Origin of the sequence: Burkholderia seminalis DSM 23518 (genome assembly GCF_902832885.1) — a bacterium.
In the GTDB taxonomy this organism is placed as follows: domain Bacteria; phylum Pseudomonadota; class Gammaproteobacteria; order Burkholderiales; family Burkholderiaceae; genus Burkholderia; species Burkholderia seminalis.
Map to the genome: position 1 here is coordinate 297,062 of NZ_CADFDK010000007.1, position 16,732 is coordinate 313,793.

Below are 16,732 nucleotides of genomic sequence, written 5' to 3' on the forward strand. Positions count from 1 at the left end.
GCGTCCTGCGCCGGCCCTGGTAGCGACCGGCCGTCTTGCGTTCACGGTTTCACGAAGCGCGGACCGGGAAGGTCCGCAACCGGCGGCGCACGTCGCGCCGCCTGCCGCTCAATGCGAATGGCTCGGCACGTCCGCACCGCGCGTGCCGACCAGGAAGTCGAGGTCGCACCCCTCGTCGGCCTGCAGCACGTGATCGATATACAGTCGCGCATAACCGCCCTTGCCGAGCTGGCCGGCCACGCCCGGCGCGGCGGTCGGATCGACATCCGACAGGCGGCGCTGCAGTTCGTCGTCCGGAATGTCGAGATGCAGCGTGCCGGCCTCGCAGTCGAGCTCGATCCAGTCGCCGTTGCGCACCGCCGCGAGCGGTCCGCCGGCGGCCGCTTCCGGCGCGACGTGCAGCACGACCGTACCGTATGCGGTGCCGCTCATCCGCGCATCGGAAATCCGCACCATGTCCTTCACACCCTGGCGCAGCAGCTTCGGCGGCAGTCCCATGTTGCCGACCTCGGCCATGCCCGGATAACCGCGCGGCCCGCAGTTCTTCAGCACCATCACCGAGCTCGCATCGATGTCGAGCGCTTCGTCGTTGATCGTCGCCTTGTAGTGGTCGAGGTTCTCGAACACCACCGCGCGGCCGCGATGCTTGAGCAGTTCGGGGCTCGCCGCCGACGGTTTCAGCACCGCGCCGCGCGGCGCGAGGTTGCCGCGCAGGATGCGGATGCCGCCGTCCTCGATCAGCGGCCGGTCGAGCGGGCGGATCACTTCGTCGTCATAGTTCGGCGCTTCGCGCACGTTGTCCCACAGCGACTTGCCGTTCACCGTCAGCGCGTCCGGATGCGGCAGCAGCCCGCCTTCGCCGAGGCGGCGCAGCACGGCCGGCAGGCCGCCCGCGTAATAGAACTCCTCCATCAGGAAGCGCCCCGACGGCATCAGGTCGACGATCGTCGGCGTGTCGCGGCCGATGCGCATCCAGTCTTCCAGTTCGAGCGGCACGCCGATGCGGCCCGCGATCGCCTTCAGGTGGATCACCGCATTGGTCGAGCCGCCGATCGCCGCGTTCGCGCGAATCGCGTTCTCGAACGCCGCGCGCGTCAGCACCTTCGACAGCACGAGCCCTTCGAGCGCCATCTCGACAATGCGGATGCCCGACATGTGCGCGAGCACGTAGCGACGCGAATCGACGGCCGGAATCGCCGCGTTGTGCGGCAGCGCGACGCCGAGCGCCTCGGCCATGCACGCCATCGTCGACGCGGTGCCCATCGTGTTGCAGGTGCCGGCCGAGCGCGACATGCCGGCTTCGGCCGACAGGAAGTGATGGAGGTCGATCTCGCCGGCCTTCAGCGCTTCGTGCAGCTGCCATACGGCCGTGCCCGACCCGATGTTCTTGCCTTCCAGCTTGCCGTTCAGCATCGGGCCACCCGACACGACGATCGCCGGCACGTCGCAGCTCGCCGCGCCCATCAGCAGCGCGGGCGTCGTCTTGTCGCAGCCGGCGAGCAGCACGACCGCGTCGATCGGGTTGCCGCGGATCGCCTCCTCGACGTCCATCGACGCGAGGTTGCGCGTGAGCATCGCCGACGGCCGCAGGTTCGATTCGCCGTTCGAGAACACCGGGAACTCGACCGGGAAGCCGCCCGCCTCGGAGATCCCGCGCTTCACGTGCTCGGCGAGCTTGCGGAAGTGCGCGTTGCACGGCGTCAGTTCGGACCACGTGTTGCAGATGCCGATGATCGGCCGGCCGTCGAACTCGTGATCGGGAATGCCCTGGTTCTTCATCCAGCTCCGGTACATGAAGCCGTTCTTGTCGTTCGTGCCGAACCATTGCGCGGAGCGCAGCCTGGGTTTTGTTGCCGACATCGTCAGTCCTGTGGTGACGGGATACCGGCGCAGTCTAGGCAGAATTTTGATAACTGGCTAATGACGTTTTTGGCGATTACGATATCGATTCCAATATCGATATAAACCCGTACGATGCCCGAAGCCAGTCCGTGGGGAAACCGCGGCCGCCTGAAGACGCGCCAGCTCCTGCTGGTCGTCGCGCTCGCCGACGAAGGCAGCATTCATCGCGCGGCGGCCGCGCTGAACATGACGCAGCCGGCCGCGTCGAAGCTGCTGCGCGAACTCGAGGAATCGATCGGCGCGGTGCTGTTCGAGCGGCTGCCGCGCGGGATGCGGCCGACGCTCTACGGCGACGCGCTGATCCGCCATGCGCGCGCGGCGCTCGGCAGCCTCGACCAGGCGCACGAGGAGCTGGCCGCGCTGAAGGCCGGCCATCTCGGCCACGTGGCGGTCGGCGCGATCACGTCGCCCGGGCTGCGGCTCGTGCCGCCGGCCGTCGCCGCGGTGAAGGGCACGCATGCGGGCCTGCACGTGTCGGTCGAGATCGACACCAGCAACGTGCTGCTCGAACATCTCGCGCAGGAAAAGATCGACATCGTGCTCGGCCGGCTCTCCGCCGAACACGACAAGCTGCGCCTGCGCTACGAGCCGCTGACCGGCGAGTCGGTGGCCGCCGTCGTGCGGCCCGGCCACCCGCTGCTCGCGCACGCGCCGCTGTCGCTCGCCGACGTGCAGCGCGCCGCGTGGGTCGTGCCGCCGGCCGGCAGCGTGCTGCGCCACCGCTTCGAGCTCGTGTTCCAGCGCGCGAGCCTTGCGCCGCCCGCGAACCTCGTCGAGACGGCGGCGCTGCTGTTCATCACGCAGTTGCTCGAACAGAGCGACATGATCGCGGTGCTGGCCGAGGACGTCGCGCACTACTACGCGCGGCACGGGATCGTCACGGTGCTGCCGCTGGAAATGGATTGCCGGATGGACGATTTCGGGATCATCACGCGCACCGACCGGCTCCATTCGCCGGCCGTCGCGGTGATGGCCGACGCGATTCGCGCGGCTGCGCGGGACGTGTACGGCGTCGCGCCGTGACGATGCGGCGGGGGTCCCCTACGCCGCGGCGAACTCGATCGCCGGTTCGCAGCGGATCGGGAAATTGACCGAGTTAGCGATATAGCACTTCGCATGCGCATCGTGATGCAGATGCCCGGCCAGTTCACGATCGTCGCCGGCCCGGATGGTCACGTGCGGGCGCAGCACGATTTCGGTGAAACGGCCTTCCCCGGCGCCGTCGAGCATCGTGCCTTCGGCGTTGTCGGCATAGGCCAGCACGCGAATGCCGGCCTCGGAACACAGATGCAGATACCAGAGCTTGTGGCACGCCGATGCCGACGCGAGCAGCAGGTCTTCGGGGTTCCAGCGCGACGCGTCGCCGCGGAACGCCGGATCCGACGAACCGGGAATATCCGGCTTCGAGCCCGCCCGGATCACGTGATCGCGCCCGTACTCGCGATACCCCGACGTGCCGGTGCCGCGATTGCCCGTCCACTCCACCGCGACGCGATATTTGTGCTCGCCTGCTGCCATCTCGCTCTCCATTGATGTCGGTTGCCTCGATCGTGTCGGATGCCGTTTTACAGCATCCGCCTGCCTGGCCGCCATTGTGGCACTGGATGGCCATTTGGTATACCATTATTCCAAATTGACGAAACACGCAGGCATGGAAGCCAAACTCGACTCCACGGCGGACGCGGTCGCAGCGTCGCTGCGCGACATGATCATCAACGGCGAGCTTTCGGCCGGCGAACGGCTGGTCGAGCGCGATCTCGCCGAACGGTTCGGCATCAGCCGGATTCCGATGCGCGAGGCGATCCAGCGGCTGGAACGCGAAGGATTGCTGGATATCTTCAGGAATCGCGGCGCCGTCGTGCGGATGCTGAGTGTGTCCGACGTGCAGGACATCTACGACCTTCGCGTGCTGCTCGAAGGCGACGCGATCTACCGGAGCGTGAAACGTCTGGACGACGAGACACTCGCGCGCGCCGAACTCGTGCATCGCCTGCTCGGCGACGCGAGCGTGCCGCGCCGGCAGGGCGAACTGAATCGCGAATTCCACGCGTTGCTGTATGCGGGTTGCGGCAATGCGCGGCAGCTGAAGTCGATTGCCGAACTGCGCAGCCAGGTCGAACGTTACGAGCGCCTGCAGACGACGCTGCTCGCCGATACGCCGTCGTTCCAGGTCGAGCACGAAGCGATTCTGCAGGCGTGCCGCGCACGCGATGCGCGGGCGGCACGCTCGACGACGGTCGCGCATCTCGAGTCGGCGAGACGCATCGTGATGCGGCTCGTCGAAGGCGCTTGAGACCGGTGCGCGCCGGTTCGCCGCGCGCTATGCCGCGCGCGGCGCCTGCCCGGTCGTGCCGCGCACCCTCAGTTTCGGCAACGACGCGACACGCATGCGCGGCGCCTCGCCGCTCCATCCGCCCGCCTCGCGCAATGTATTGAGCAGTTCGACCGCGAGGCCGGCCGCCTCGGCAGTCGGGATCGCGACGGTCGTCAGCGTCGGGCGCGTGTCGCTGGCCAGATGAATGTCGGTCATCCCGACGATCGACAGATCGTCGGGCACGCGCCTGCCACGGTCGGCCGCCGCATGCATCGCGCCGATCGCCGGCAGGTCGTTGGTGGCCACCAGCGCGGTCAGGCTCGGATGCGCATCGAGCAGCCGCCCCGCCGCGCGCACGCCGCCTTCGATCGAATCGGGCTCGGCCGCGACGACCGACGCGTCGAGCCCGGCCTCGCGCATCACGTCGACGAACCCGTCGTAGCGCGCCGCCTGCACGCCGCTTGCCGACCCGCCGACGATCACGCCAATCCGCCGGTGGCCGAGTTCGAGCAGATGCCGTGTCGCGATCCGTCCCGCCTCGCGGAAATCGATCGCCACGCACGGCAGGCCGTCGGGCGGCGCCTCGGGCCGCTCCCACAGGCACAGCACGACCGGCACGCCGCGCCGCGCGACGTCGAGCAGATCCGGCAGGTGCAGGTTCGCGTTGGTCACGAGAATCCCTTCCGAGATCGTGCCGGCGATCTGGTCGAGATACGCGCGCCCCTGCAACGGATCCTCATTCGTATTGCAGACGATCAGGAACTGCCCGTTGCGGCGCACCGCCCGTTCGACCGCCAGCGCGAATTCCGGGTAGAACGGGTTCGCGATGCTCGACACCATCAGCGCGACCGTCGGCGCGCGCCCTTCCGCCAGCGCCCGCGCGGCGAGATGCGGCCGGTACCCGAGCGCCTCGACGGCTTCCAGCACGCGCGCCCGCGTCGCCTCGCCCACCCGGCCGCGGCCGCGCAGCACGTTCGACACCGTCGCGGCCGTCACGCCGGCGCGACGCGCCACTTCATCCAGGGTTGCCATCGTTTGCTCACTATATGAGACGTCGATCCAATATTTGCTTCGCTCACCGAAGCGGCGCACTATCGCCGCACACCTTGCCGCCGCCCGACGGGCGCGACTCGGACGCGATCGCATCGCCTCTTTTTTTGATCGCGATGATTAAGCGCTTAATCATGCAGTACGGCGCATTAAAACATGGAGCGGAGACAATGGCGAGCATCTCGATGCGGCGCGTGCAGAAAGCCTACGGCGATCACGCGCCGGTGATACGCGACGTCGATCTGGAGATCGGTGCGCACGAGTTCTGCGTGTTCCTCGGGCCGTCCGGTTGCGGCAAGTCGACGCTGCTCCGCATGATCGCCGGGCTCGAGGACCTGAGCGCGGGCGAACTGTCGATCGACGGCCGCCGCGTCGACGACGTGCCGGCCGCCGAGCGCGGCGTAGCGATGGTGTTCCAGAGCTACGCGCTGTTTCCGCACATGACGGTGTACGAGAACATGGCGTTCGGGCTGAAGCTCGCACGGGTGCCGAAAGTCGAGATCGACCGCAAGGTGCGCGACGCCGCGCGCATCCTGCAGCTCGACACGCTGCTCGACCGCAAGCCGAAGGCGCTGTCCGGCGGTCAGCGGCAGCGCGTCGCGATCGGCCGCGCGATCGTGCGCGAGCCCGGCGTGTTCCTGTTCGACGAACCGCTGTCGAATCTCGACGCGGCGCTGCGCGGCCAGACCCGCATCGAGATCGCGCGGCTGCACCGGCAGTTCGAACGCGCGAGCGTCGTCTACGTGACGCACGACCAGACCGAAGCGATGACGCTCGCCGACAAGATCGTGCTGCTGCACGCCGGCGCGGATACCGCGCAGCACGGCAGCATCGCGCAGGTCGGCGCGCCGCTCGACCTCTACCACCATCCGGCCAGCCGCTTCGTCGCGGGTTTCATCGGGTCGCCGCGCATGAACTTCCTGCCGGCCGTCGTGACCGCGTGCGACGCGCATCGCACGACCGTCACGCTCGTGCCGTCCGGCGAGACCTTCGCGCTGCCGCGCGACGGCTCGGCACTTGGCGCCGGCGCCGCCGTGACGCTCGGCATTCGCCCCGAACACCTGACGCTCGGCGCCGCGCTCGACGCCACGACGCTCGCGCGCGACGTCGCGCTCGTCGAACGCCTCGGCGAACAGACCTACGTGCACCTCGACGGGCCCGGCGGCGCACCGCTGATCGCGAAGGTGCCCGGCGACGCGCAAGTGCGCGCCGGCGAGCGCGTGCACCTGCATGCGCCGGCCGCGGCCTGCCATCTCTTCACCGAAGACGGCCGCGCGGTGCCCGCGTGCGCCGACGTCCACGTCCACCACTACGCATAAGGATCGGCATGCGCCTCGGAGCCTGCTACTACCCGGAACACTGGCCGGAATCGATGTGGGCCGATGACGCCCGCCGGATGAAAGCGCTCGGCATCGAGCAGGTGCGGATCGCCGAATTCGCGTGGAGCCGCATCGAGCCGTCGCCGGGCGAATACGACTGGGGCTGGCTCGACCGCGCGGTCGACGTGCTCGGCGCGGCCGGCCTCGAGATCGTGATGTGCACGCCGACCGCGACGCCGCCGAAATGGCTGGTCGACCGCCATCCCGACATCCTAGCGATCGGTGCCGACGGCCGGCCGCGCGCGTTCGGCTCGCGCCGCCACTACGACTTCTCGTCGCCGACCTATCTGGAAGCGTCGCGGCAGATCTGCACGGCCGTCGCCGAACGCTACGGCCGCCATCCCGCCGTGCGCCACTGGCAAACCGACAACGAACTCGGCTGCCACCAGACCGTCGTCAGCTACTCGCCGGCCGCGCTCGTGCGCTTCCGTGCGTGGCTGAAGGCGCGCTACGGCACGATCGACGCGCTGAACCGCGCATGGGGCACCGTGTTCTGGAGCATGGAGTATCGCCATTTCGACGAAATCGACGCGCCCGTCGGCACCGTGACCGAAGCCCATCCGTCGCATCGTCTCGATTACCGGCGCTTCGCATCCGACGAAGTCGCGCGCTATCACCGGATGCAGGTCGACGTGATCCGCGCGCATTCGCCGGGCCGGCCGGTCGCGCACAACTTCATGCAGCTGTTCACCGAGTTCGATCACTACGAGGTGGCGCGCGACCTCGACATCGCGACGTGGGACAGCTACCCGCTCGGCGCGCTGGAGGAGCTCTGGTTCGCGCCCGACGTGAAGGCGCGCTGGCTGCGCACCGGCCATCCGGATTTCGCGTCGTTCAATCACGATCTGTATCGCGGGATGTCGAAGCTGCCGTTCTGGGTGATGGAACAGCAGCCGGGGCCCGTGAACTGGGCCCAGTGGAACCCCGCGCCGCTGCCGGGCATGGTGCGCCTGTGGAGCTGGGAAGCGTTCGCGCATGGCGCCGGCTGCGTGTCCTACTTCCGCTGGCGGCAGGCGCCGTTCGCGCAGGAGCAGATGCATGCGGGCCTCAATACGCCGGACAACCGGCTCGACGAAGGCGGCCGCGAGGCGCAGCGCGTCGCACGCGAAATCGCCACCGTGCTCGATGCCGGCGCCGATGCCGACGCGAACGGCACGGTGCGCGCCCCGGTCGCGCTCATGTTCGACTATGAAGCGAAGTGGCTGTTCGAAGTGCAGCCGCAAGGCGCCGATTTCCACTACCCGCGCGTCGCGTTCGACTACTACTCGGCGCTGCGCTCGCTCGGCCTCGACGTCGACATTGTGTCGCCGCACGCGCCGCTCGACGGCTATCGCCTCGTCGTCGTGCCGCCGCTGCCCGTCGTGCCGGACGATTTCGCGGCACGGCTCGCCGCCTCGGGCGCGCATGCGGTATTCGGGCCGCGTACGGGTTCGAAGACCGTCGACCTGCAGATTCCGCCGACGCTGCCGCCCGGCCCGCTCGCGTCGATCCTGCCGGTGCGCGTGTGGCGCGTCGAATCGCTGCGGCCGAACGTGACCGAGCGGATCGACGGCACGTTGCGCGACGGCTCGCCGCTCGCGGGCGACGCGCGCCACTGGCGCGACTTCGTCGAGCTCCACGACGAAACGCGCAGCGTCGTGCATGCGCGTTTCGCCGACGGTCATCCGGCCTGCGTGTCGCATGGCGCGCTGCACTACTGGGCCGCGCTGTTCGACGCCGCGACCACCGCGAAGCTGTTCGCCGACGTCGCGACCGACGCGGGCCTCGCGCCGACGCCGCTCGGCGACGGCGTGCGGGTGAGCCGGCGCGGCGGCCTGACCTACGTTTTCAACTACGGCAACGCGCCGCACACGATCGATGCGGTGCCGCCGTCGGCGTTCGTGCTCGGCGCCGCGCAAGTCGAGCCGCAAGACGTGGCCGTGTATCGAAGCCGTTCGTAGCCCCCCGCCACCGGCGCCGCGACGCGCCGGTCACGCACAAGACGACACACTGGAATGGAGACACGCATGACACATCGCCCCCTTCGCGCCGCCGCCCGGCTCGCCGCGGCCGCCACCGTCGCGTTCGCATCGCTCGGCACGACGGCGCCCGCCGATGCCGGCACGCTGACCATCAATATCGCGTTCAAGGGCGCGAGCCAGCGCGCGGTCTGGCAATCGACGCTCGACGCGTTCCACAAGGCGCATCCCGACATCGACGTGAAGGCGACCTTCGTCGACGAGGAAGCGTACAAGGTGCAACTCCCCGCGTGGCTGACGACCGTCGCGCCGGACGTCGTGAACTGGCACGCGGGCGAGCGGATGGCGTACTACGCGAAGCGCGGGCTGTTCGAGGACCTGAGCGGCGACTGGACCAAGAACGGCTGGGGCGCGATGTACGCGTCGACGCGCGATGCCTCGTCGTACAACGGCAAGCAGTATGCGGCGCCCACCGTCTACTACTCGTGGGGGCTGTTCTACCGCAAGGACCTGTTCCGCAAGGTCGGCATCGCCGACGAGCCGAAGACGTGGGACCAGTTTCTCGACGCGTGCAAGAAGCTGAAGGCGGCCGGCATCACGCCGGTCGCGATCGGCGGCCGCGACGCGTGGACGCTTGCCGGCTGGTTCGACTATCTCGACCTGCGCCTGAACGGCAACGCGTTCCACCAGCAACTGATGGCCGGCGACGTGCCGTACACCGACCCGCGCGTGAAGAAGGTCTACACGACGTGGAAGTCGCTGATCGACGCCGGCTACTTCATCGACAACGCGCTGTCCTACGATCTCGACGGCGCGCAGCCGTTCCTGTTCCAGGGCAAGGCCGCGATGATGCTGATGGGCACCTTCATCGCGGCGGGCTTTCCGCCGAACGTGAAACCGGAAATGGGCTACTACCGCTTCCCGATCATCGACCCGAAGGTGCCGACCGCCGAGGACGGCCCGGTCGAATCGCTGCACATCCCGACCAAGGCGAAGAACAAGGCCGATGCGCGCACGTTCCTCGCATTCGTCGAAACGCCCGAGATGGGCGCGAAGCTCGCGGAAGGGCTCGGCTCGCTGTCGGCCAACAGCAAGTCGCCCGAGCCGGCCGATCCGGTCTCGCGCATCGGGTTCCGGATTCTCGCCGACACGAAGGGCGGCGTCGCGCAGTTCTACGATCGCGACATGACGAAGGAAATGGCCGACGAAGGGATGAAAGGCATGCAGCAGTTCCTCGCGAATCCCGCGCAGCTCGATACGGTGCTCGCGCAACTCGAACAGACCCGCAAGCGGATCTACAAGAAGTGACCGCGTGACCCAACCGGCGGCCGCGCGCCGCCCTGTCCGTTCAGGAGGCTTGCCGTGTCCAGTCCGATCACGTCCCCCCCCCCCCCCCCCCCCCCCCCGCGCGCCGGCACCGCGCCGCCGCCGCGCGGGACATCCGCCGCCGCGTTGCCCGCGCGCCGCCCGTCGCCCGCCGTGCGGCGGCAACGGCGCGCCGCGTGGCTGTTTCTCGCGCCGGCCTGCGCGATGGTGGCCGTCTATGTGATCTGGCCGATCCTGTCGACGCTGTGGCTGAGCCTGTACAACTGGGACGGGATGACCGAGCGCACGTTCGTCGGTCTCGCGAACTATGCCGAACTGCTGCAGGCGCCGACCTTCTACACGGCGCTGCGCAACAACGTGATCTGGCTCGCGCTCTTCATGCTCGCGCCGCCGCTCGGCCTCGCGCTCGCGCTGTACCTGAACCAGGCGGTCGGCGGCATCCGCCTCGTGAAATCGCTGTTCTTCGCGCCGTTCGTGCTGTCCGGCGTGGTCGTCGGCCTGATCTTCTCGTGGTTCTACGATCCGACCTTCGGGCTGCTCGCGTTGATCGTCGGGCACGGCATCCCGGTACTCGGCGACGCACGCTACGCGACGCTCGGCGTCGTGTTCGCCGCGCTGTGGCCGCAGACGGCGTACTGCATGATCCTGTACCTGACCGGCCTCACGTCGGTCAACCCGGAACAGATCGAGGCCGCGCGGATGGAAGGCGCGCGCGGCTTCGCGCTGCTGTGGCACGTCGTGCTGCCGCAGTTGCGGCCGACCACTTTCATGGCGATCGTCGTCACGGTGATCGGCGCGCTGCGCAGCTTCGACCTGATCTCGGTGATGACGAGCGGCGGCCCGTTCGAGAGTTCGACCGTGCTCGCGTATTACATGTACGACCAGGCGATCAAGTATTACCGGCTGGGCTATTCCGCGTCGATCGCCGCCGTGCTGTTCGCGATCATGCTCGTCTACATCGTGTTCCAGTTGCGCCGCATGCTGCGCAACGAGCAGTGACCCACCGGAGAGGCTTCATCATGTTTCCGACGCCCGTTGCCCAATGGAAGCCCGTCTCGCGCCGGCTGTACAAGCTGTCGCTGCCCGTCGCGCTGCTGATCTGGCTGATGCCGATGATCGCCGTGTTCGTCACGTCGGTGCGCTCGACCGAAGAACTCGTCGAAGGCCACTACTGGGGCTGGCCGCGCCACTTCGCGATGGTCGAGAACTACCGCGACGCGCTGACGACGTCGCCGATGCTGCATTACTTCTGGAACAGCGTGCAGATCACGGTGCCGTCCGTGATCGGCTCGATCGCGCTCGCGGCGATGGCCGGCTTCGCGCTCGCGACCTACCGGTTCCGCGGCAATACCGCGCTGTTCGGCACGTTCGTCGCCGGCAACTTCGTGCCGGTGCAGGTGCTGATGATTCCGGTGCGCGACCTGTCGCTGAGGCTCGGCGTGTTCAATACGGTCGAAGCGCTGATCCTGTTTCACGTCGCGTTCCAGACCGGGTTCTGCACGCTGTTCCTGCGCAACTTCATCAAGCAGTTGCCGTTCGAGCTGATCGAGGCGGCGCGCATCGAAGGCGCGGGCGAATGGACGGTGTTCTGGCGCATCGTGCTGCCGCTGATCCGGCCGGCGCTGGCCGCGCTGGCGATTCTCGTGTTTACGTTCGTGTGGAACGACTACTTCTGGGCGCTGTGTCTCACGCAGGGCGACGAGGCCGCGCCGATCACCGCCGGCGTCGCGGCGCTGAAGGGGCAATGGACGACGTCGTGGAATCTCGTGTCGGCCGGGTCGATTCTCGCCGCGCTGCCGTCGGTCGCGATGTTCTTCGCGATGCAGAAGCATTTCGTCGCGGGGCTCACGTTCGGCGCGACGAAAGGCTGAACGCGCGCCGCAAGCGTTTTTCGCATCTCCCCCTCCGCATCGTGAGGTTGCCCGCTTCGGCGGGCTTTTTTCATGCCGTGCGGATTGGAAGGCGATGCCGCTCGATGTCACCTGTCGGCGCGCCTGCCCTGGCGCAGGCGCTCGACGATCACGACCTCCGTGTCGTCTCGCGCCCGCAACGCGAGCCACGTTTCATCGCGAACGGCGATGCCGTCGCGTTGCGCCAGCCTGATCGGCCCGACGTCCAGCCGCCCGTGATCCGCAACCAGATAGGCGGCGCCCGGTAGCGGCAACCCGTGCTGCATCGTCGTGCCTTCGCGCAGCATCGCGATACGCACACGTGCGTCGGCGTGAAGGGGCAGCGCGCCGGCGCGAACATCGTCTGGATCGCCGCTCGCCACCGTCACGAATCGGCCGTCGCGACATCCGGGCGAACAGACGCGCGTCGCGCAGCGCGCGGTGCCGGCCGGTGTGCGCGGACGCAGCCAGATTCGGAACTGCCGCGCGGGTACGTTTTCCTCGTTGCGCTCGGCGTGATGAAACGCCGCGCCGGCACTCGTCACATGGACGGAATCGGCGACCAGACGCACGCGATTGCCCGCGTCGTCCTCGTGCGTGATGGCGCCCGAACGCACCCATGTGACGATCTCGACGTCGCGGTGAACCTGCATGCCGAGGCCCGAGTGCGGCGCGAATTCGACGTCGTCCCATCCGTAGAGCGGGCCGGGCAGCGCAGGGTCGACGCCCTCGCGGAAATGCCGGCGGGCGTCGACACCGCCGCGCCGCAGCACGCCCAGCGCAAGAAAAGGCCGATGTTCGATCATGATGAAGCTCGATTCGGGTACGCCGGGTGCGGATCGCGATCGTCGAAGACCGCGCCCCCCACACCCCGGGCGCCCCGGCAACGCTCAGATCTGCTGCTGACCGCCATCGACGAACAGTTCGATGCCGTTCACGAAGCTCGCGTCGTCCGAGGCCAGGAACAGCGCCGCGCTCGCGATCTCGCCGGGCTCGCCGAGCCGCCCCATCGGGATCTGCGCAGCCAGATAATCGGCCAGCCCCTGGCGCTGCGCGGCGTCGTCGCCGGCAAGATCCAGCAGGCCCGGCGTACGGGTCGCGCCCGGGCTGATCGTGTTCACGCGCACACGGCGGTCCTTGAGGTCGAGAATCCAGCTGCGCGCAAACGCCCGCACCGCCGCCTTCGAAGCCGAGTACACGCTGAACGCGGCAGTGCCCGCGCTACCGGCCGTCGAGCCGGTGAGAATCACCGATCCGCCCTCGGCAAGCAGCGGCAGCGCTTTTTGCACCGTGAACAGCACGCCCTTCACGTTGCGGTCGAAGGTGTCGTCGTAGTGCGCTTCGGTGATGTTGCCAAGCGGCAGCATCGAGCCGCCGCCGGCGTTCACGAACAGCACGTCGAGGCGGCCCTGTTCTTCCTTGATTTGCGCATACAGCGCGTCGAGTTCATCGAGCCGGGTGGAATCCGAACGGACGCCGGTCGCGTTGCCGCCGGCTTCGCGAATGCCTTTCACGGCGGCATCGAGTTCCGCCTGTCGGCGGCCCGTGAGATAGACGTGCGCGCCTTCCGCCGCGAAGCGTTGCGCGGTGGCGAGGCCGATGCCGCTGGTTGCGCCGGTGACGAGTGCGATCTTGTTGTCGAGTTTGCGTGCCATGGTAGTGCTCCTTTCGATGAGTCGGTGATGTTTGCGTCGCAGCGGCTTGCTGCGATGTGAGGAGAATATCGACGGCCTTATCTTTTCGAAATAGAATTGATTGCAATCAAACGTTGCATAAATGAAAAGACAAGGACATGGCTCAACTTCCCGATTTCGAAGGGCTCGCGATGTTCGCGAAGGTGGCCGAGCACGGATCGTTCGCAGCCGCGGCGCGCGCGACCGGCGTGTCGGTCGCCACGGTCTCGCGCGGCGTGGCCCGCCTGGAGGACCGGCTGGGCGCGCGGCTGTTCAATCGCACGTCGCGTCAGCTCTCGCTCACCGAGTTCGGCCGGACGATCAGCGAGAAAGCCGGCGAGATCTATCGCCAGGCCGAGGAGGCGGAAAGCTCGGCGCGCGAAATGTCGGTACAGCCGCGCGGGCTGGTGCGGCTGGCCGTGCCGATGTCGTACGGGCTGCGCTGGGTCGCGCCGTTGCTGCCCGGCTTCTTTCGCGCATACCCGGAGGTGTCGATCGACCTGCATCTGTCGGACGCGTCGGTCGATCTGGTCGGCGACGGGTTCGACGCCGCCCTGCGTATCGCCGCGCTGCCGGATTCGTCGCTGGTCGCCCGGCGGCTGTGCGCGGTCACGCAATACGTGGTGGCGTCGCCGGAGTATCTGCGGCGCGAAGGGCGGCCCGCGCATCCGCGCGAACTGGCGAACCGTCCGTGTCTCTCGTACGCGTACCGTGCACGCAGCGCCGTGTGGCGCTTCACGAACGACGCGGGCGAGGAGGAACCGGTGATGCCGGCGGGCCCGCTGCGCGTGACGAACGCCGATGCGCTGCTGCCCACGCTGCTCGAGGGCCTGGCGATTGCCGAACTGCCCGAGTTCATCGCCGGCGAATATCTGGCCGACGGGCGTCTCGAAGCGATCCTCACCGACTGGTCGCTGACGAAGGGCGGTCTTTACTTCGTGACGCCGTCGGCGCGCGCGCGACCGGCGAAGGTCGCGGCGCTGTCCGATTACTTCGCCGAACATCTGAGCGATCCGACCTGGCGATGGCCGAAGTGACGGCCTGGACAACGGGTCGAGCAACGCGCGTCATGGCACGCATGCAACGACGGGTTTCAAGCACGTCCACCGCCTGACGGTTGATCGTGGCCGTCGGCCATGGCTACGCCCGTCCGCGCGCGACGTACGCACGACCTGTTTCAGCAAACGTCGACGCACGCCGAACAGGCCGCAGTTGCCGGATGCAGCCGGATCGGCTGACCGACTTTGAAAGGACCGATCCGGATTACCTGGACGGTTTGCCCCGGCCGCCGGCAGGCTTGCCCGCTGGCTTGCCGCCAGGTTTGCCGCGCGGCTTTTTCACGCTGAACGGACTGCCGATGGTGTAGTCCGGCCCGCCGTCGGCCGGCTTCGCATGCTGCGCCGCAGGCTTGCGCTGCCCTTCGCCGCCCGGCGATCGCGGCTTCTTGCCGGGCGCCGGCTTGGCAACCGGCGCGGCGTGCTGCACCTTGGGCTTCTTCGGTTTTTTAGGTTTCTTGATGATCTGCCCCGTCGCGCTCGTCTCCGGCACGCGGTGTTCGGCTTCGAAACCCGGCTCTTCCTCGCGCCGCAGCGTTTGCCGGATCAACGCTTCGATCGCGGCCAGTTGCGGCGCTTCATCGGCACACACGAGCGACACGGCCACCCCGCTGGCACCCGCGCGGCCGGTCCGGCCGATGCGGTGCACGTAGTCCTGCGCGACGATCGGCAGATCGACGTTGATCACCAGCGGCAGATCGTCGATATCCAGCCCGCGCGCCGCCACATCGGTGGCGACCAGCATCTGCACTTCGCGTGCCTTGAAGCGCTCCAGCGCCCGCAGGCGCGCGGGTTGCGGCTTGTCGCCGTGGATGGTGTCGACCGCATAGCCGGCTTCATCCAGCATGGCCGCCAGATAGTCGACGCCATTGCGGGTCTTGACGAATACCAGCGCGTGCTCCCAGTTGTTCTCGGCCACCAGGTGCATGAACAGATCGGGCTTGTTCCGCTTGTCGACCGTCACCACCCACTGCTTGATCTTGCTGGCCGTGACGTTGGGCGGGCTGACGCTGATATCGACCGGATTGCGCAGGATGCCCGCCGCCATCGCGCGGATATCGTCGGTAAACGTGGCGGAGAACAGCAGTGTCTGGCGCCGCGTCGGCAACGCGGCGAAGACGGCATTGAGCTCGCGCGCAAAGCCGAGATCCAGCATGCGATCGGCTTCATCCAGCACCAGCGTCTGCACCTGATCGAACTGCACCGCGTTCTGGCGATTGAGGTCGAGCAGGCGGCCCGGCGTGGCAACGAGCACGTCCACGCCCTTGCGCAACTTCATCATCTGCGGGTTGATGCTCACGCCGCCGTAGGCGGCCAGGAAACGCAGATCGAGGCCCTTGCCGTACTCGACGAAGCTTTGCAGCACCTGTTCGGCCAGTTCGCGCGTAGGCACCAGCACCAGCACGCGCGCGCGGTTGCTGGATACCGCCGGGCCGTGTTGCACGAGCCGTTGCAACAGCGGCAGCGCAAACCCTGCCGTCTTGCCGGTGCCGGTTTGTGCCGCGGCCATGACGTCCTTTCCGTTCAGCACCGCAGGAATCGCCTTGGCCTGCACCGGCGTAGGTGTCTGGTAATTGAGGCCCTGCAGGTTACGCAGCAGCGGCTCGATCAGGCCAAGCGAGGCAAAAGACATGGACGTATTCCGGGCTAAAACCGCAATTCTAGCGGTTACGGCGCGGGTTGCGCCCCGTGCGCCGCACCGCGCAGCCACACCGCCACCGCCCCGATATTCTTCTCGTGCGCGACCAGCATCAACGACAGCGCGTGATGCATGTCCCGATCGGCAAGCGTCGGCAGCAACGTCTGCAGCTTGCGCACGACCCAGCGCTGGCCGCGGTTCAGGAACGCCAGCCGCTGCGCCAGATCGTCGATCGCCATCGCCTGCTCGTGGAACGCGCCCGTCGCGCGCGTCGGTACGGCATCGAGCGACCGGATCGCGTCGACGAGCACGCTGCACCCGTGCGCGTCGTCCTGGCGAATGCGCGCGATCAGCCGATGCAGCTCCGGATCGCCGGTTACCTCGGCTGCCGTTTCGGAAGCCACACGTGCGCTCGCGCGCTCGGCCTCCAGCAGTTCGTCGAGCGTCGCCAGCAACGCCGTGCGGTCATCTTGCGGATTCGGGCCGGCGTGGGTATCAGGGCCGCCGCCATGCGTCGGCATCGACATGCAGCATCCTCCTGTCGGGA

Annotated in this window: 14 protein-coding genes and 1 pseudogene; 8 read left to right on the forward strand and 7 right to left on the reverse strand. The window is 68.0% G+C overall.

Translation table 11 applies throughout. The features are described 5' to 3' along the window. Positions 1-108: 108 nt before the first annotated feature. Entirely contained in the window at positions 109-1,860 is a 1,752-nt protein-coding gene (locus HWX00_RS22960) for an IlvD/Edd family dehydratase (RefSeq protein WP_034187592.1), read from the reverse strand. Positions 1,861-1,974: 114 nt separating this feature from the next. On the opposite strand from HWX00_RS22960, the gene HWX00_RS22965 reads away from it, so the two are divergent. After that, positions 1,975-2,925, forward strand: coding sequence for a LysR family transcriptional regulator (locus HWX00_RS22965; RefSeq protein WP_059559216.1), 951 nt, complete (start codon positions 1,975-1,977; stop codon positions 2,923-2,925). A gap of 18 nt (positions 2,926-2,943) precedes the next feature. On the opposite strand, the gene HWX00_RS22970 is transcribed toward HWX00_RS22965, so the two are convergent. Further along, positions 2,944-3,420, reverse strand: coding sequence for an OsmC family protein (locus HWX00_RS22970; protein WP_175027383.1), 477 nt, complete (start codon positions 3,418-3,420; stop codon positions 2,944-2,946). Positions 3,421-3,553: 133 nt separating this feature from the next. Between HWX00_RS22970 and HWX00_RS22975 the strand changes: the two genes are divergently transcribed. Continuing rightward, positions 3,554-4,195, forward strand: a complete 642-nt coding sequence (locus HWX00_RS22975) for a GntR family transcriptional regulator (protein WP_175027382.1) — start codon at positions 3,554-3,556, stop codon at positions 4,193-4,195. A gap of 27 nt (positions 4,196-4,222) precedes the next feature. Here the strand turns inward: HWX00_RS22975 and HWX00_RS22980 are convergent, their stop codons facing one another. Then, the gene (locus HWX00_RS22980; RefSeq protein WP_175027381.1) at positions 4,223-5,248 is read right to left on the reverse strand and encodes a LacI family DNA-binding transcriptional regulator; all 1,026 of its coding nucleotides are present in this window, start codon (positions 5,246-5,248) and stop codon (positions 4,223-4,225) included. Between the two features lie 188 nt (positions 5,249-5,436). On the opposite strand from HWX00_RS22980, the gene HWX00_RS22985 reads away from it, so the two are divergent. The 5 genes from HWX00_RS22985 (at position 5,437) to HWX00_RS23005 (ending at position 11,800) form a co-directional block, all read left to right on the forward strand. Then, positions 5,437-6,585 carry an ABC transporter ATP-binding protein gene (locus HWX00_RS22985; RefSeq protein ID WP_175027380.1) on the forward strand — a complete coding sequence of 383 codons (1,149 nt, stop codon included), beginning with the start codon at positions 5,437-5,439 and terminating at the stop codon, positions 6,583-6,585. Positions 6,586-6,593: 8 nt separating this feature from the next. Then, the gene (locus tag HWX00_RS22990) at positions 6,594-8,585 is read left to right on the forward strand and encodes a beta-galactosidase (protein ID WP_175027379.1); all 1,992 of its coding nucleotides are present in this window, start codon (positions 6,594-6,596) and stop codon (positions 8,583-8,585) included. A 66-nt stretch (positions 8,586-8,651) separates the two neighbouring features. Continuing rightward, positions 8,652-9,911, forward strand: a complete 1,260-nt coding sequence (locus HWX00_RS22995) for an ABC transporter substrate-binding protein (RefSeq protein WP_059559230.1) — start codon at positions 8,652-8,654, stop codon at positions 9,909-9,911. 54 nt (positions 9,912-9,965) lie between these two features. Further along, the gene (locus tag HWX00_RS23000) at positions 9,966-10,928 is read left to right on the forward strand and encodes a carbohydrate ABC transporter permease (protein WP_175868146.1); all 963 of its coding nucleotides are present in this window, start codon (positions 9,966-9,968) and stop codon (positions 10,926-10,928) included. 20 nt (positions 10,929-10,948) lie between these two features. Continuing rightward, positions 10,949-11,800: a carbohydrate ABC transporter permease gene (locus tag HWX00_RS23005; protein WP_124608473.1), complete on the forward strand. Its 852-nt coding sequence runs from the start codon at positions 10,949-10,951 to the stop codon at positions 11,798-11,800. Positions 11,801-11,907: 107 nt separating this feature from the next. Here HWX00_RS23005 and HWX00_RS23010 read toward each other — a convergent pair whose 3' ends face one another. Further along, on the reverse strand, positions 11,908-12,624 hold the full coding sequence (locus HWX00_RS23010; protein ID WP_034187582.1) for a pirin family protein: 717 nt from the start codon (positions 12,622-12,624) through the stop codon (positions 11,908-11,910). An 84-nt stretch (positions 12,625-12,708) separates the two neighbouring features. Continuing rightward, positions 12,709-13,473 (reverse strand): SDR family NAD(P)-dependent oxidoreductase, encoded by a 765-nt coding sequence (locus HWX00_RS23015; protein WP_124670765.1) that lies wholly within the window; start codon positions 13,471-13,473, stop codon positions 12,709-12,711. Positions 13,474-13,610: 137 nt separating this feature from the next. Here HWX00_RS23015 and HWX00_RS23020 point away from each other — a divergent pair, with 137 nt between their 5' ends. Next, positions 13,611-14,528: a LysR family transcriptional regulator gene (locus tag HWX00_RS23020; RefSeq protein ID WP_059559239.1), complete on the forward strand. Its 918-nt coding sequence runs from the start codon at positions 13,611-13,613 to the stop codon at positions 14,526-14,528. Between the two features lie 226 nt (positions 14,529-14,754). Here HWX00_RS23020 and HWX00_RS23025 read toward each other — a convergent pair whose 3' ends face one another. Further along, positions 14,755-16,179: a DEAD/DEAH box helicase gene (locus HWX00_RS23025; RefSeq protein ID WP_049030346.1), complete on the reverse strand. Its 1,425-nt coding sequence runs from the start codon at positions 16,177-16,179 to the stop codon at positions 14,755-14,757. 35 nt (positions 16,180-16,214) lie between these two features. After that, positions 16,215-16,652: pseudogene (locus HWX00_RS23030) on the reverse strand (DUF6306 domain-containing protein); the annotation flags it as partial. Between the last annotated feature and the right edge of the window lie 80 nt (positions 16,653-16,732).

Coding starts and splice junctions, on each gene's coding strand:
- HWX00_RS22960 (WP_034187592.1), bottom strand. CDS start 1,860: ATGTCGGCAACAAAACCCAGGCTGCGCTCCGCGCAATGGTTCGGCACG.
- HWX00_RS22965 (WP_059559216.1), top strand. CDS start 1,975: ATGCCCGAAGCCAGTCCGTGGGGAAACCGCGGCCGCCTGAAGACGCGC.
- HWX00_RS22970 (WP_175027383.1), bottom strand. CDS start 3,420: ATGGCAGCAGGCGAGCACAAATATCGCGTCGCGGTGGAGTGGACGGGC.
- HWX00_RS22975 (WP_175027382.1), top strand. CDS start 3,554: ATGGAAGCCAAACTCGACTCCACGGCGGACGCGGTCGCAGCGTCGCTG.
- HWX00_RS22980 (WP_175027381.1), bottom strand. CDS start 5,248: ATGGCAACCCTGGATGAAGTGGCGCGTCGCGCCGGCGTGACGGCCGCG.
- HWX00_RS22985 (WP_175027380.1), top strand. CDS start 5,437: ATGGCGAGCATCTCGATGCGGCGCGTGCAGAAAGCCTACGGCGATCAC.
- HWX00_RS22990 (WP_175027379.1), top strand. CDS start 6,594: ATGCGCCTCGGAGCCTGCTACTACCCGGAACACTGGCCGGAATCGATG.
- HWX00_RS22995 (WP_059559230.1), top strand. CDS start 8,652: ATGACACATCGCCCCCTTCGCGCCGCCGCCCGGCTCGCCGCGGCCGCC.
- HWX00_RS23005 (WP_124608473.1), top strand. CDS start 10,949: ATGTTTCCGACGCCCGTTGCCCAATGGAAGCCCGTCTCGCGCCGGCTG.
- HWX00_RS23010 (WP_034187582.1), bottom strand. CDS start 12,624: ATGATCGAACATCGGCCTTTTCTTGCGCTGGGCGTGCTGCGGCGCGGC.
- HWX00_RS23015 (WP_124670765.1), bottom strand. CDS start 13,473: ATGGCACGCAAACTCGACAACAAGATCGCACTCGTCACCGGCGCAACC.
- HWX00_RS23020 (WP_059559239.1), top strand. CDS start 13,611: ATGGCTCAACTTCCCGATTTCGAAGGGCTCGCGATGTTCGCGAAGGTG.
- HWX00_RS23025 (WP_049030346.1), bottom strand. CDS start 16,179: ATGTCTTTTGCCTCGCTTGGCCTGATCGAGCCGCTGCTGCGTAACCTG.